This window comes from Brucella sp. H1_1004 (genome assembly GCF_047308065.1).
GTDB lineage: Bacteria > Pseudomonadota > Alphaproteobacteria > Rhizobiales > Rhizobiaceae > Brucella > Brucella pseudogrignonensis_B.
On the sequence record NZ_JAYKZA010000002.1, the window covers coordinates 1,623,051 to 1,638,129 of the forward strand.

Consider the following 15,079-nt stretch of genomic DNA (forward strand, 5'->3'; position numbering starts at 1 on the left):
TTTGCTTTTTGGGGCATAATACCCCATATGGCGGCTCAGGCGCATGGGCTGAACAATTTCAGCCTTCCCGGAATTGGACTTGTTGCGTCTCGCCTCTTGCAGTCAGAATGGTCTGATAGCAGGGGAGACCCGGCTTGTTTCGGGCACGGCAGCGCAAGTCGACCGGATTGTTTCCGGCGTCCCGTCGTACATCCATGAAATTCCCGTTCGGCAAGTTGCGCTTGTCCGAAATTTTAAAGCGGACCGCAACTTTGCGGTGCCGCCGAAAGAGTTTAAATTGACGACTGAAAATATTGCTGAAAGCACCAGCGGCTTTGCCGCTCTGGGTATTACTGGCGTTCTGCTTAAAGGCGTTGAAGCTGCTGGTATGACCGAGCCAAAGCCGATCCAGACGCAGGCCATTCCGTATCAGCTGGAAGGTCGCGACATTCTGGGCATCGCACAAACAGGTTCGGGCAAGACTGCTGCATTCAGCCTGCCGATCCTTCAGAAAATAATTGCACTTGGCGACAAGCGTAAAGGCAAGACTGCACGTGCGCTGATCCTCGCACCAACCCGCGAACTGGCTGTGCAGATCGAAGAAACAATCCGCACTGTTGCCAAGCAGGCCCATATCTCCACCGCGCTTATTCTCGGCGGTGTGTCGCGTCTGAGCCAGATCAAGCGCATGCAGGGCGGCGTGGACGTTCTGATCGCAACCCCGGGTCGGCTCACCGATCTGGTCCGCGAAAATTGCGTTGATCTGTCGGAAACCCGTTGGCTGGTTCTCGATGAAGCTGACCGTATGCTCGACATGGGCTTCATCAATGATGTGAAGCGTATTGCCAAGGGCACACATAAGAACCGCCAGACAGCGCTTTTCTCGGCAACAATGCCAAAGGAAATCGCAGAACTCGCACAGAGCCTGCTACGAACCCCAGTACGCGTTGAAGTTGCACCGCAGGGCACAACGGCCGCTGAAATCACACAGGTTGTGCATCCGGTTCCAACCAGAGATAAGCGCCGTCTGCTCTCTGGTCTTCTTGGCGATAAGGGCATGAAGTCGGTTATCGTCTTCACCCGTACCAAGCATGGTGCAGATGCCGTTGTTCGCCATCTCGAACGCGATGGTTTTGATGTTGCAGCAATTCACGGCAACAAGTCGCAGAACGCCCGCCAGCGCGCGCTGAACGGTTTCCGCGATGGTACATTGCGCATTCTGGTTGCGACCGACATTGCTGCACGCGGCATTGACGTTCCGGGCATCAGCCATGTCGTCAATTACGACCTGCCCGATGAGCCTGAAACCTATGTGCACCGTATTGGCCGTACCGGTCGTAACGGCGCAAGCGGTGCTTCGATCACGCTCTATGATGCAGCAACGGAAGACACAAAGCTGCGCGCCGTTGAGCGTGTGACGCGTAACAAGCTGACCATTAAGGAAGCGCCTGTTAAGCTGGCACCTGCACCAGTCGCAAAGTTCGACGATGGAGAAGACAAGCCACGTTCGGACCGCAAGCCCGGTTCGCACGGCGTTCCACAGAAGCATCGTCGTCCAGCTCACAAAATGGCAAAGTCTGGTGAACACCGTGCAACCCCGGCTGCAAAACCTGCAAGTGGTGAAGCCGCTGCAAAGCCAAAGCGTCCATTCCATCGCAAGCGCCGTCCTGGTGCCGGCGGTGGCGGTCAGCGCGCTGCTTAATCTGCCAGAATGACATTTACTTTAAACCGCCCTCAACAGGGCGGTTTTTTCGTTTCATTGATACTAACCAGTTTGCAATTGCGCTTTCACACGGAAAATTATTTCGCGCTTGCTTGAAGAAAGCCATGCTTCAACATAGTTTCCTCTCAACAGAAGGAACAGAAGCCATGCTCAATTCCGCACTTGATGCTATCGGCAACACCCCACTGATCCGCTTGAAAAAGGCTTCTGAAATCACAGGTTGTGAAATCTACGGCAAGGCTGAGTTTCTCAATCCCGGCCAGTCGGTTAAGGACCGCGCAGCACTCTATATTATCCGTGATGCTGAAAAGCGCGGCCTGCTAAAGCCCGGTGGCGTTATTGTTGAAGGTACAGCTGGAAATACCGGCATTGGCCTCACATTTGTTGCGAAGGCACTTGGCTATCGCACTGTGATTGTTATCCCTGAAACACAAAGTCAGGAAAAGAAGGACGCGCTGCGCCTGTTGGGAGCTGAGCTGATTGAGGTTCCTGCCGCGCCTTACCGCAATCCGAACAATTATGTGCGGCTGTCCGGTCGTCTCGCCGAGCAGCTTGCGAAGACCGAACCCAATGGCGCAATCTGGGCCAATCAGTTCGACAATGTTGCCAATCGCATCGCACATATTGAAACCACTGCGCAGGAAATCTGGCGCGATAGCAATGGCAAGGTCGATGGTTTTGTCTCGGCTGTGGGCTCAGGTGGGACACTTGCAGGCACTGCCTTTGGCCTCAAGGATAAGAACGCCGATATCAAGATCGCTCTCGCTGATCCGCATGGCGCAGCGCTTCATTCCTTCTACACGAAGGGCGAATTGAAATCAGAAGGTGATTCGATCACAGAAGGCATCGGGCAGGGGCGCATCACGGCCAATCTCGAAGGTTTCAAACCCGATTTTTCCTACCGTGTTGGCGATGCGGACGCGCTCGATATTCTGTTTGATTTGGTGCAGGAGGAGGGGCTTTGCCTCGGCGGTTCTTCAGGCATCAATATTGCCGGTGCAATCCGCCTTGCAAAAGATCTCGGGCCGGGGCACACCATTGTGACCGTGCTTTGCGACTATGGTAATCGTTACCAGTCCAAGCTGTTTAATCCGGCCTTCCTGCGCGGCAAAAACTTGCCAGTGCCGGGTTGGCTGGAAACGGAGACTGAAATTGACATCCCCTACGAGGACTGACCATGGCATATGAGACTGAAGCTTTGTTCCGCGAAGATGCATATCTTAAAAGCGCGGAGGGCTCTGTCTTGGCTGTGACAGACACCGGCGGCATTATTCTTGATCAGACCAATTTTTATGCCACTTCCGGCGGACAGCCGGGAGATACTGGCTTTTTTGAACGTGCTGATGGATCGCGCATTGAAATTGCTGCAACTGTTACCGGCGAAAACAAAAGCGAAATCGTCCATGTGCCAGCCGAAGGGCAGGCGTTTCCCGCGATTGGCGAGAAGCTGGTTCTGCATATCAATTGGGAGCGCCGCTACAAGCTGATGCGTATGCACACGGCCTGTCATCTACTTTCTGTCGCGTGCCCGTTTCCAATCACCGGTGCTGCGGTTGGTGAAGAGGAAAGTCGCGTCGATTTTGATTTACCTGACGCGAGCTACACCAAGGAATTCGTCACTGAAAAGCTGATGGAGATGGTGAAGGCCAATGATCCAGTCATGCTGAACTGGATTACCGATGAAGAGTTTCTGGCCAATCCAGATATTGTGAAGTCAAAGAATGTACGCCCGCCCGTTGGCGCAGGGCATCTTCGTCTGGTGGTCATTGGTGAAAATGGTTCGGTGGATTCGCAACCTTGCGGCGGAACACACGTTTCTACCACGCAAGAAGTGGGTGAAATCCACATCGGCAAAATCGAAAAGAAGGGCAAGGAAAACCGCCGCTTCCGCATTCGATTTGGCAATGCACCACTAGTGTAAGCTCAGGAGCAATCATGTCCGACAAAAGCGCATTTGTTATCTCCCGCGATGATCTGAAAGCTCGTCTGGGCGAGCCGGGTCTCGCAATCGTGGATGCATCCTGGTATTTGCCAGCAGCCGGTCGCAATGGTCGTGACGAATATGATGCAGCGCACATTCCGGGCGCAGTCTTCTTCGATCAGGATCTGATTGCCGACAAAGAATCTGGCCTCCCCCACACCTTGCCATCGCCAGAGCTTTTTGCCCGTCATGTTGGTGCGATGGGCATTACGGCGGATGAGACTGTTGTTGTCTATGATGGCCCCGGCATGTTTTCCGCGCCGCGTGTCTGGTGGATGTTCCGCTTAATGGGCGTAAAAAATGTTTTGGTGCTTGATGGTGGTTTAGATGGCTGGAAGGCGGCAGGATTTCCAGTCACCAATGAAGTTACAAAAATCGCCGCAACGCTTTTCACACCTTCATTCAACGAAGCCAAAGTTGTTAGCTTCGAAGAGATGAGCAAAATCGTGGACAAACGCAGCTCTCAGATTGCTGATGCGCGGGCTGCCGGACGTTTCACGGGTCGCGATGCCGAACCACGTAAAGGCATGCGATCAGGCCATATGCCGGGCGCACGAAACGTTCCTGTTGGTACTCTGTCTGAAAATGGTGAACTGAAAAGCCTTGATAGCCTTCGCAAAATCTTTGCTGATGCCGGTGTTGACCTCAACAAGCCGGTCGTCACCAGCTGCGGCTCCGGCGTAACCGCTGCCGTTATCACACTCGCATTGACCTCATTGGGCCATGAAGACAACCGGCTTTATGATGGTTCGTGGAGCGAATGGGGTAGCAGGCAGGATACGCCTGTGGTGACCGGCGAAGCAGACTAAGCATGGCTGAAAAATTGATAGCCAGAGTGACCCATCTGGAAATGACAGCGCGTCCTGCGCTTTCGGTTCCAGTGCCATCTGGCCTGCGCCTTGCACTGATGCGTTCGACACAAACACCGGTGCATTTCTACCGTTATCTTTATGAACAGGTCGGACGCCAGCATCATTGGATGATGCGCCGCGTGCAAACCGACGCGGAAGTGGCTGCCGCGATCCATGCGGAAACCGCCGAAATCCACGTTCTCTACGTCGATGGCAACCCAGCAGGGCTTTTAGAGCTTGATTTGTCGGCGTTGCCAGAAACGGCTGAGATACTTTATTTCGGTCTCATGCCAGACTATCAGGGGCGGGGGCTTGGAAAGTTTTTCCTGAATGAAGCCATTTCAACCGCATGGTCACACGGACCGCAGAAAGTGGCTATTCATACGAATACGCTTGATAACCCGCGTGCGCTGCAACTGTATCAGAGAATGGGTTTTGTGCCCGTCGGCTGGTCGGAGGAAGAAGTCACTCCGTGGGAATGATTTAACCGCGTGCGATTTCGCGTCCGTTAGTAATAGAAACAACAGATGCGCCCGTAATGCGACCGCTTTCTTCATCGAAAACAACACAATTGCGACCGCGCTGCTTAGCCATGTAAAGGCAGCGATCAGCACGGCTTAGCACTTGAGAATTGGTTTCGTTCTTTGGGGCCGATGCAACACCGATACTGATCGTCAACGGATATATCTGATATTCCGTGGCGTGGAATGGTGTGTTTTCCACTTCAGCACGGATGCGCTGCGCAACGCGAACACCAGTTTCGCCTGTGGCTCCCGGAAGAAAAACGCAGAATTCTTCGCCACCGATGCGCCCAACCAGATCACCTTTGCGGGTCACATTCTGCAGTGCAAAAGCAATCAGCTTGAGTGCGCGATCACCAACACTATGTCCGAACGTATCATTGATTGCTTTGAAGTGGTCAGCATCGATAACCAGCAGGGTTCCACTTTCAATGCGCGAACGGCTAATTTTCATCGCATCAAACAATGCTTCTCGATTAAGCAAGCCAGTCATATGATCAACGCGTGAGCGCGCCTGCAATTCGCTATGAGCCTTTTCAAGCTGAACATACGCTTCGGCTAGCTTGTTATGCTGAAGAAAAATATAGAAGAGAGATGGGAATGCCGTCACCGATGGAATGCCAGCGCTGAGACTAATTGTGACAATACTCGGCTTCCCACCAGAGAAGTAGCCGACGGCCATACTCGTTCCCACAGAAAACAACACGACAGACAACGTGATTAACGCTGCCTTCCAAATAGCCGACTTCATGCCTATCCCCCCAAGCCCAACGACGATCTTTTAGGTGTCTGCTTCTGAACCCTCTGTGAACAGACCTAATTATTGTGGGTCTTATAAGAGGAGCGCTTTGGTGGGAAAAGTTAAGTCTCGCCACCGATGCAATTTTAATTACATGCGTGCCAATAAAGACACAATCTATGGTAGAGCACAGTTCTATATTACCTATAGTTTATCCGCACAACAACTACCTTTAAAAAAATAACAGGGAATGAAATTTTTAACATGTTACTAATCTATAATTCTCTAAAATCTATTCACAGAAATGCTAAGGGCACCCAAATGGGCGCCCTTAGCACTAAACTCTTATATCGCCAACTATCTAGAAGACTGCCAAATACTTAAGCAGCGATATTATACCGATAATGATTACAATAATCTGAGCGATTTGTTTTACCTTACCATCCAGCGGCAACATATTGATAAGATAAAGAACGAGAAAGATAACCAGAACCGTTATCAGAAGGCTGATTAGGATTGACATAGGCAGTCGGGCCTTTCCCGGAACGTCTGTTTAAAACTCAGTCAGTGGCTGTTCCATTGCCAAACCGAAGAGTGAACTAGCGAATGAGGTGCCTTACTTATTTTTTAAGTTGCATAGTCTCACTCGGCATCACCTAATTGAAGAAATGATGTGCCAGTTAACGTTCCAATCAGAATAAGGTTCCCATAATTTTGATCATAAATCGGCGACTTACGTCGCCGATAATTTTCTATCGACAACTATTTTAACATACTGCCAGTCGTTTGACGTTGGCTATGCCAGCTGAAAGCTTCCTCAAGCAGGTGAGGGGTATGCCCGCCGCGTTGGCACGCACGATCAAAATAGTCGTGTAACTGGTCACGATAATCAGGATGAGCGCAATTATTAATGATAAGCTCTGCGCGTTCACGCGGTGCTAAACCACGCAGATCCGCCAGCCCCTGTTCGGTAACAAGGATATCCACATCGTGCTCGGTATGGTCAACATGGGTCACCATCGGAACAATTGAAGATATGGCTCCATTCTTCGCTTCAGACTTGCTGACGAAAATCGAAATATAGGCGTTGCGCGCAAAGTCACCCGAACCGCCAATACCATTCATCATATGCGTTCCATCCACATGCGTGGAATTTACATTGCCGTAAATATCAAACTCAAGTGCCGTGTTGATGCCGATAATGCCAAGACGACGAATAACTTCCGGATGATTGCTGATTTCCTGCGGGCGCAGGATCAGCTTATCGCGATAACGATCAATATTGTTGAATACGCGCTCACCACATTCCGGGCTTAGCGTGATCGATGAACCCGACGCATAATCAAGTTTGCCTGCGTCAAACAGGTCGAAAGTGCTATCCTGTAACACCTCGCTATACATCCGCAAATTATGGAAAGGGCTTTCAGAAAATCCATTCAGAACCGCATTAGCAATCGTCCCAATACCAGCCTGCAGCGGGTTAAGCGTCAGATCGAGACGACCGGCGTCAACCTCGCTCAATAGAAATTTGATCAGGTGTGAAGCAATCGCAACGGTTTCGACATCAGCGGGCTCAACAGTAGATGCGCTATCGTTTTCTTGGGTTATAACGATACCAGCGATTTTCTCGGGCGGAATTGGAATATAGGGCAAACCAACGCGACTATCACAAGCAGTCACAGGGATAGGGTCGCGGGAAGGGCGCTTGGTTGGAATATAAATGTCGTGAAGCCCTTCCAGCGCCAATGGCTGATTGAGGTTAACCTCAACAATCACTTTCTCAGCAAGGATTGCAAAACTTGCAGAGTTGCCAATGGAAGTTGTGGGGATAATCCCGCCATTCTCGGTAATTGCCAGAGCCTCAACAACGGCGTAATCAATCGGGCCAATCTGGTTGGAACGCAGCTGCTCGACGGTTTCGGACAGGTGCTGATCGATAAACATGACTTCACCGCGATTGATGGCTGAACGCAAAGTCCGGTCGACCTGAAACGGCATACGGCGTGCAAGAACATGAGCCTCTGTCAATAGCTTGTCGACATCGTGACCAAGCGAAGCGCCGGTAATCAGCGTAATCTGAAACGGATCATCCTTCGCACGCGCTGCCATTGCGAGAGGAACCGCCTTCGCATCACCTGCGCGGGTAAAGCCACTCATGCCGACAATCATGCCATCTTTTATCAGGCTTGCTGCTTCTTCCGCAGTGATGATCTTGTCACGCAGAGATATGTTCCTGATACGAGCTTCCAACATGTAATTTACCTTCCTTGCAGACCAGCCAAAAAAGCTGGAAACAACGCTCTCCGTGCAGGGATACTCACACTGGCATTCGGAGTCGGCGCATAGAGGTAATAGCCTAAACAGCCGACTATTACACGCATGCTTTCGTCTTAGATCAACTCCCAGCAGCTATATCAAAATACGTCTGCCGAAAAATGATCTTAATCAACACAGACGAGTTCCAAAGCAACTGAAAACAAAGTAGGAATAGGGCGTTGGCACCGTCCTTCTCATAAAAACAATGAAGCGCATTTCTTTCAACAGCACCGTCTGTCTGGAGGCTAGGCCTTCGCAAACAGAGGTTACGCGATGAACAATGTCGCTAATCAGAATGTCGGTTTCGGACGAATTGCAGTTATGATTCCCGTTAAAGATATGGACCGGGCCTGCAGTTTTTACATGAATGTACTGGGCTTTGAAAAAGTCTTTGAGAACGGAAATCCGGTGGGTTTCATGATCCTGCGCCGCGAGAACGGCGAATTGCATTTATCGCTGCAAAAAGAGCATAAGGCTGCAAATTTCAACATTGCTCATATGCTGGTTGATGATGTCGACGCTCTGCACACACTATGCAAGCAGAACGGACTGCGGATCATAAAAGGTTTACAAGATAAGGACTATGGATTGCGGGCTTTTGTCTTTGAAGACCCGGATGGAAATCGCATTGATGTCGGCCAAAAAATCTAAATTCTAGTCAACTTGAAAATTGAAAACGAGACAAAGTGACGCGAACTCGCTTTTGTCATTATGTTTGAAAATTTAAAATGGGGCAGGGCTTATGGCCCTGCCTCACATTCTTAGCGGCAACGAGCAGTATAGATTTTGCCGCGGCTATTTCTATATTCGCAATTTCCGTTGCGGAGATTACGAACCAAAAGACCGCCAAGAGCTCCCGCGCCAGCACCGATCAACGCGCCACGTCCACCACCAGCAATACCGCCAATAGCCGCACCAGCGACTGTGCCAATGCTGACGTCTTTTTCAGTGCTTGTGCAACCCGAAATAATAAGCAGCGCAACCAAGGCTGCTGTTATTTTAACCATGAACCCGTCCTCTCCTAAAGCCAATCAAAGCGCCAACATCAGTCTAAATCTTTGAAATCATATGTGCTTATGCGTATATTATATAAGTCGATTTTAAATATATATGCCAACATCTTTTTTTAAACGCGCCGTGATCGTTAAAGTTCCGACGGCTTCGCTTTTATCTCTAAACCGAGAAATGCTCACATCCTGCCAGAACTCAACTCAACGTCGAAAATCCCGATTATTATGCGTATAGGTGCGGTCCATGACGAGTTCCTTGCATTGGATAACTCATTGTTATCATTTGCAAGTCGCACTTCAAATTAGAACCCACCCCGGCCACAATCGATGATCGCATAAGCTATATTATGGAACTAAATTGTGCTGGCCGTTCTAAGATCAGTGGCGTTTGGCGATGTAAAGATGTCCAGATACTGGCGAACCTTGCTCACTGCGAACAACAATGTCTTCGCAGCGGATGCATTCCATACCATGCTTAAATAGAAGCGAACGTACATATGTCTGAGCATGTGCAAAGCGCTGATAATCGCCGACCATGAAATTACGCCCAGTAAATCGCTCGTCAGGCTGTGTTTCGCTTGAGAAACTAAAATAGCCGCCAGATGTCAAATGCGCCGCCACTCCAGCGAAGAATTGCTCAAGAGCCCCCATGTAAGGCAGCACGTCTGTGGCGACGATCAGATCCCAAGCGTCCTCCTTTGTCTCTTCAAGGAAGCGCACCGCTTCACCTACAAACAGCGCATCATAATCACCTTTTTCATAGGCGACTTCGATCATGTTTTCGGAGATATCAACGCCAGTTTTGTGGTCAGCCATATCATCCAGCGCGTCGGCTGAAAGTCCGGTTCCGCAGCCGAGATCAAGCATTCTCTCAGCCCGAAACTCTTCGTCCATTTCGAGAAGCATTTCGCGCAATTGCAACGGCACATCATAGCCAAGCTGATCGACAAGAATTGTATCAAACATTTCAGCATGTTGATCAAACAACGTCGATACATAGGCATCTGGTGCTTTGGGCGGGACAGCGCCACGTCCCATGCTCGCAAGACGCACAGCAGCGCCTCCGTGATCCTCGGGATCTATTTCAAGAACAGCCTGATAGGCCAGCGCGGCAGCATCCAAATCGCCAGCTTTTTCCAGCGCAAGTGCCTGATTGTAAGCTTCTGCTAAAGCTTCCTGATCAAATGACTCTGTATCAGTGGATTTGCCGTTCTGCTCGGACATATGCATTGCCTTTTCTTGAGACCTCCTGCCCTCCTAACCTTATAACGCTTTGACAGCAAGAACAGTTCTATTCTGCTGCCGACGTTACCGTGTTGGATGTGGGTTTATGATCAGCAAGTTTTCGCGCAATAACGGCACAAGCCATAAGCTGTATTTGATGAAACAGCATCAGCGGCAATACGATACTGCCCACATCAGCACCGATGAAAATAGCGCTCGCCATCGGCGCACCACTGGCAAGGCTTTTCTTGGAGCCGCAGAACATGATCGTAATCCGGTCGGCGCGATTGAATCCAAGCCATTTACTTCCATACCAGGTGGCGAGCATTACAATCACCAGAAGCAGGATATTGACGCCGATCATTACACTCAGATCGTTCCACGAAACCTTGTGCCACAAGCCTTCAACTACCGCTTCACTGAACGCAAGATAGACCACCATCAGGATCGAACCGCGATCAACAAGACCCAACGACTTGCCGTGACGACGCATAAAATTGCCGATCCATGGCTGAAGAATCTGGCCAAGCAAAAACGGCGCGAGCAATTGCAGCAAGATAGATTCAAGTGCATCGACGGAAATTCCACCGCCGCCCTTAACAGCGAACAATAGGCCCACGAGCAACGGCGTTAAAAACATACCGAAAATGTTGGAAGCGGATGCTGAAACAATTGCGGCGGACACATTGCCACCCGCCATCGACGTGAAAGCAATCGACGATTGCACAGTCGAAGGCAGAACACAGAGATAAAGAATACCGAGATAAAATGGCGATTGCGATAGTCCCGGAATGGTCCAGCCGGCAACCAAGCCGAGGATAGGAAACAGAATGAATGTGGAGCTTGCGACAGCAAGATGCAGACGCCAATGCGTGACGCCAGCAACGACTGCTTCACGCGATAAACGAGCACCATGAAGGAAGAACAGAAGCCCAACAGCGATTTTGGTCGCTATTCCAAACCACTCGGCAAAATCACCTTGCACTGGAAGAAATGACGCAAGCACAATAGTTGCAATCAACATACAGGTGAATTTGTCCGGTATAAAACGCATTATCTCGATAGTCCTTATAAGCCCGCGTAAACCCTTCAGGCCGCAAACTGGGCAGCCCTTTCCCTTGTTGTAATAGTCCAATCAGACTTTGGTACAATACTAAAGGATAGGCAAAGCAGCTTATCAGTTCACATTTGCGGGAAGCTGGGCATCATCAGTCAGGTTCGTATCCATTCGGATTTTTGGACTGCCAGTTCCACATATCCCTGCACATTTCGCGCAAATCCTTCTGCGCAGTCCAGCCTAGAAAATCGCGTGCAAATGCCGGATCGGCATAGCATTCGGCCACATCGCCTGGACGACGAGGGGCAATTTCATATTTGATTTCACGATTAGAGACATGCTCGAAAGCCTTAACAACATCGAACACGCTATAGCCCTGCCCGGTTCCCAAATTGACTGAGAAGCACTGTGGTTCTTCAAGCTTTTTCAGTGCTTTGAGATGACCGGCTGCAAGGTCAACGACATGGATATAATCGCGAACGCCTGTTCCGTCTGGCGTCGGGTAATCATTGCCCCAGACATTGAGTTTTTCACGACGCCCGGTCGCGACTTGCGCAATAATCGGCATCAGATTGTTGGGAATACCCTTTGGGTCTTCACCAATCAGACCACTTTCATGCGCACCAACAGGGTTGAAATAACGCAGAATCGCGATTTTCCAGCTGCTATCACTGTTATAGAGATCGCGCAGCATATCTTCGACCACAAGTTTCGTGCGACCATAAGGGTTTGTTGCAGAAAGCGACTGATCTTCGGTGATCGGCAGCTTTTGCGGGTCACCATAGACTGTCGCTGACGAACTGAACACGAGAGTCTTTACGCCGGTCGATTCCATTGCCTGCAACAGACGCAACGTGCCCAGCACGTTACAGTCATAATAATGCAACGGCTTTTCACCCGACTCACCAACGGCTTTCAATCCAGCAAAATGGATGACTGCCGAGCATTTGTGCCGTGTGATGATCTTTTCCAGCAAGGCACGATCACGGATATCTCCCGGCTCGCGGATCGGCGCGCGTCCAGTGATTTTCTCCACCCGATGAAGCGATTCAGGGCTACTGTTTTCGAAGTTATCGACCACAACAACTTCATGACCAGCTTCAATCAACTGAACGCATGTGTGCGAACCGATATATCCGGCACCACCTGTGACAAGAATCGTCATTATTTAAATACCTGTTTGTTGAACATGGCACACCAATGTGCGATCCCATGGGCGTTTAGCTTTGGACTATGCAAAAATACGATTTACCGCAACCTAAACCATTTGATTCTTGCAGCTTGTACCAACAATGCGACATCAATTCTTACGGAGTGAAGATGGAACCCTCGCAAAATATCGACCGTCTTCTCGAAATCATGGTTGCGCTGCGTGATCCGAAAACTGGCTGCCCTTGGGATGTAGAGCAGACATCACAATCTATTGCACCCTATACGCTCGAAGAAGTCTATGAAGTGCTGGATGCCATTGAGCGCGATGATATGGATGATTTTCGCGAAGAACTGGGTGATCTGCTGTTACAGGTCGTTTTCCATGCACGTATGGCAGAAGAAGACGGCAAATTCGGTTTTGGCGATGTTGTGGAGGCCATTACTCGCAAAATGATCCGGCGCCACCCGCATGTTTTTGGTGATGCAGAAGCCAGAAGTGCTGGCATGGCAAAGGGATCATGGAACCGCATCAAGGCAGAAGAAAAAGCAGAGCGGGCCGAGCGTCGTGCGAAGCTTGGTTTGGAAACAGTTGAGAAAACGCGTTATCTTGACGATATTCCAAATGCTTTCCCTGCCCTGCTCCGTGCTCTTAAACTCCAGCAAAAAGCCGCCAAAGTAGGCTTTGACTGGTCAGAGGCAGAACCGATCTTCGACAAAATCGCAGAAGAAACAGCTGAACTTAAAGAAGCGATGCAAGCTAAGGACAAGGCACATATCGCAGAAGAATATGGCGATCTGCTTTTCGCAATGGTCAATCTTGGCCGACACCTCGAAATTGATGCGGAAACTGCGCTGATTGCAGCGAACGACAAATTCAAGCGCCGCTTCGATTTTATCGAAAAATCATTGAAGGAATCGGGCAGCAGCCTTGAAGCGGCCCAACTCGACGACATGGAAGCGATTTGGGGCGAGGCAAAGAAAAAGGGGCTGTAAAAGCCCCTTCCCTCAAATCTTATCGTCCCATTTCGGACGACACATCTGATAAACCTCATCCGTCGTCGCAAAGTCCATATAGCCAAGGCGCGTCACCGGCTTGGCTTTTTTGATGTCAAACATCCCATCGGTCAGCACGCTTTCATCGATGTGAACACCAACGACTTCGCCAATCACCATGTAATTGTCGGTCGGCCTGCCCTCTTTGTCCTGCAAGCGCTTGATCTCGACGAGAACGCATTCCAGTGCCGCATAAGCCTCTTTGACAAAAGGTGCCGCAATTAGTTTGCTATGCGCAACAGTCAAACCGGCATAGTCGAATTCACTCACGCCGCGCGGCGCACTTACTGAAGACGCATTCATCTGCTCTTTGAGATGATCACTGACCAGACTGGCCGTAAACTCGCCCGTCTCTTCGATGAATGAAACACTGTCTTTGAAACCGCTGGACGAAAACATAATCATCGGCGGTGTATCACTGACCACATTGAAGAATGAGTATGGTGAAAGGTTCACCGCACCGTCTTTCGACCGGGTACCTATCCAACCGATAGGGCGCGGTGCCACGATTGCCTTGAATGGATTATGAGGAAGATTATGACCAGATGAGGGTTCATAAAACATCAGCTTTTTCCGTTAGTTATAACTTATTTTACAGAAGAGCGATTAAGATACCCATGGACCTGAGTAATCAGAAACAATCTTATCCATATCCGCACGCGGACGTTCTGGCATTTTGTTTGCAGCCGTACCGATGTGGATAAATCCGGCAACACGCTCTTCTGGTGCAAGTCCCAGATAGGTACGGGCTGGCGCATCATCGGAATACCAGTTGGTAATCCAGTTGGTTGCATAACCAAGCGCATTCGCTGCGGTGCAAAGATTCATGGCGACAGCACCTGCCGACAAAAACTGCTCCCATTCAGGGATGCGTTCATGAGCGACTGGTGAAGAGACGACGCCTATGACCAGTGGTGCACGCGCAAAACGCGCCCTCTCCTGATCCTTGCGACTTTCATTGAGCGGCCCTTCCCGCTCCTCGGCGCGCGTGGCCAGATATTCACCAACCTTATGACGTACATCACCGCGATAAAGAATGAAGCGCCATGGCGTCAGACGGCCATGATCAGGCACACGCGCGGCAACTTTCAGCAACTCTTCCAGTTCAGCACCTTGTGGAGCCGGTTCTGAAATTGCGGAAATAGGCGTGGAGCTGCGCTGCGCCAGAAACTCAAAAACCGGATGCGTCACGGGGGAAACCTCATCGCTGAAATCTGTATATGTCACTCCAGTTTAATGTGGAGGCGGTTCCTTCTCGCCCGACAAGATCAGGGAGTAAAGTCAAAAATCTATTTCGTGTTTTTGCATAAACGTAAATTTGCGAAGGTGTCCGCCAATTTAGCCTTGAATTCGCCACCCGCTTCGGTTCAAAACAACATCATGTCAGATAGTCTGGGTCCGTTTCGGGCAAACAGTGCAAAATCATCGCGCCGCAAGACACTTGTAGCGACACTTTCGTTTGCCCTAATCGCA

Annotated in this window: 15 protein-coding genes and 1 pseudogene; 7 read left to right on the forward strand and 9 right to left on the reverse strand. The window is 50.2% G+C overall.

What is annotated here, in order from left to right:
* The first annotated feature begins 27 nt into the window (after positions 1-27).
* The 5 genes and pseudogenes from U2P60_RS15235 (at position 28) to U2P60_RS15255 (ending at position 5,016) form a co-directional block, all read left to right on the forward strand.
* A pseudogene (locus tag U2P60_RS15235) lies at positions 28-1,681 on the forward strand (DEAD/DEAH box helicase).
* Positions 1,682-1,848: 167 nt separating this feature from the next.
* Positions 1,849-2,877, forward strand: coding sequence for a cysteine synthase A (locus U2P60_RS15240; protein WP_413573817.1), 1,029 nt, complete (start codon positions 1,849-1,851; stop codon positions 2,875-2,877).
* 2 nt (positions 2,878-2,879) lie between these two features.
* Positions 2,880-3,623 carry an alanyl-tRNA editing protein gene (locus U2P60_RS15245; RefSeq protein WP_413573249.1) on the forward strand — a complete coding sequence of 248 codons (744 nt, stop codon included), beginning with the start codon at positions 2,880-2,882 and terminating at the stop codon, positions 3,621-3,623.
* Between the two features lie 14 nt (positions 3,624-3,637).
* On the forward strand, positions 3,638-4,492 hold the full coding sequence (gene sseA, locus U2P60_RS15250) for a 3-mercaptopyruvate sulfurtransferase (RefSeq protein ID WP_413573250.1): 855 nt from the start codon (positions 3,638-3,640) through the stop codon (positions 4,490-4,492).
* 2 nt (positions 4,493-4,494) lie between these two features.
* Positions 4,495-5,016, forward strand: coding sequence for a GNAT family N-acetyltransferase (locus tag U2P60_RS15255; RefSeq protein WP_413573251.1), 522 nt, complete (start codon positions 4,495-4,497; stop codon positions 5,014-5,016).
* Position 5,017: 1 nt separating this feature from the next.
* Here the strand turns inward: U2P60_RS15255 and U2P60_RS15260 are convergent, their stop codons facing one another.
* The 3 genes from U2P60_RS15260 to U2P60_RS15270 all read right to left on the reverse strand — a co-directional run bounded on the left by U2P60_RS15260 (position 5,018) and on the right by U2P60_RS15270 (position 8,047).
* Positions 5,018-5,806, reverse strand: coding sequence for a GGDEF domain-containing protein (locus U2P60_RS15260; RefSeq protein WP_413573252.1), 789 nt, complete (start codon positions 5,804-5,806; stop codon positions 5,018-5,020).
* 349 nt (positions 5,807-6,155) lie between these two features.
* Positions 6,156-6,317, reverse strand: a complete 162-nt coding sequence (locus U2P60_RS15265) for a Thivi_2564 family membrane protein (RefSeq protein WP_313826499.1) — start codon at positions 6,315-6,317, stop codon at positions 6,156-6,158.
* A gap of 239 nt (positions 6,318-6,556) precedes the next feature.
* The gene (locus tag U2P60_RS15270) at positions 6,557-8,047 is read right to left on the reverse strand and encodes an acetyl-CoA hydrolase/transferase family protein (RefSeq protein WP_413573253.1); all 1,491 of its coding nucleotides are present in this window, start codon (positions 8,045-8,047) and stop codon (positions 6,557-6,559) included.
* 336 nt (positions 8,048-8,383) lie between these two features.
* Between U2P60_RS15270 and U2P60_RS15275 the strand changes: the two genes are divergently transcribed.
* Positions 8,384-8,761, forward strand: a complete 378-nt coding sequence (locus U2P60_RS15275; RefSeq protein WP_313826497.1) for a glyoxalase superfamily protein — start codon at positions 8,384-8,386, stop codon at positions 8,759-8,761.
* A gap of 110 nt (positions 8,762-8,871) precedes the next feature.
* On the opposite strand, the gene U2P60_RS15280 is transcribed toward U2P60_RS15275, so the two are convergent.
* The 4 genes from U2P60_RS15280 to galE form a co-directional block, all read right to left on the reverse strand.
* Complete coding sequence (locus U2P60_RS15280; RefSeq protein ID WP_313826496.1) at positions 8,872-9,117, reverse strand: YMGG-like glycine zipper-containing protein; 246 nt, start codon at positions 9,115-9,117, stop codon at positions 8,872-8,874.
* Between the two features lie 381 nt (positions 9,118-9,498).
* Positions 9,499-10,344 (reverse strand): class I SAM-dependent DNA methyltransferase, encoded by an 846-nt coding sequence (locus tag U2P60_RS15285; protein WP_413573254.1) that lies wholly within the window; start codon positions 10,342-10,344, stop codon positions 9,499-9,501.
* 67 nt (positions 10,345-10,411) lie between these two features.
* Positions 10,412-11,398, reverse strand: a complete 987-nt coding sequence (locus tag U2P60_RS15290; protein WP_413573255.1) for a bile acid:sodium symporter family protein — start codon at positions 11,396-11,398, stop codon at positions 10,412-10,414.
* 154 nt (positions 11,399-11,552) lie between these two features.
* Positions 11,553-12,566, reverse strand: coding sequence for a UDP-glucose 4-epimerase GalE (gene galE, locus U2P60_RS15295; RefSeq protein ID WP_413573256.1), 1,014 nt, complete (start codon positions 12,564-12,566; stop codon positions 11,553-11,555).
* Positions 12,567-12,721: 155 nt separating this feature from the next.
* On the opposite strand from galE, the gene mazG reads away from it, so the two are divergent.
* A complete protein-coding gene (gene mazG / locus U2P60_RS15300; RefSeq protein ID WP_413573257.1) occupies positions 12,722-13,546 on the forward strand; it encodes a nucleoside triphosphate pyrophosphohydrolase in 825 nt (274 codons plus the stop codon).
* Between the two features lie 12 nt (positions 13,547-13,558).
* On the opposite strand, the gene U2P60_RS15305 is transcribed toward mazG, so the two are convergent.
* The gene (locus tag U2P60_RS15305; protein ID WP_413573258.1) at positions 13,559-14,170 is read right to left on the reverse strand and encodes a flavin reductase family protein; all 612 of its coding nucleotides are present in this window, start codon (positions 14,168-14,170) and stop codon (positions 13,559-13,561) included.
* A gap of 42 nt (positions 14,171-14,212) precedes the next feature.
* Positions 14,213-14,797: a nitroreductase gene (locus U2P60_RS15310; protein ID WP_413573259.1), complete on the reverse strand. Its 585-nt coding sequence runs from the start codon at positions 14,795-14,797 to the stop codon at positions 14,213-14,215.
* Between the last annotated feature and the right edge of the window lie 282 nt (positions 14,798-15,079).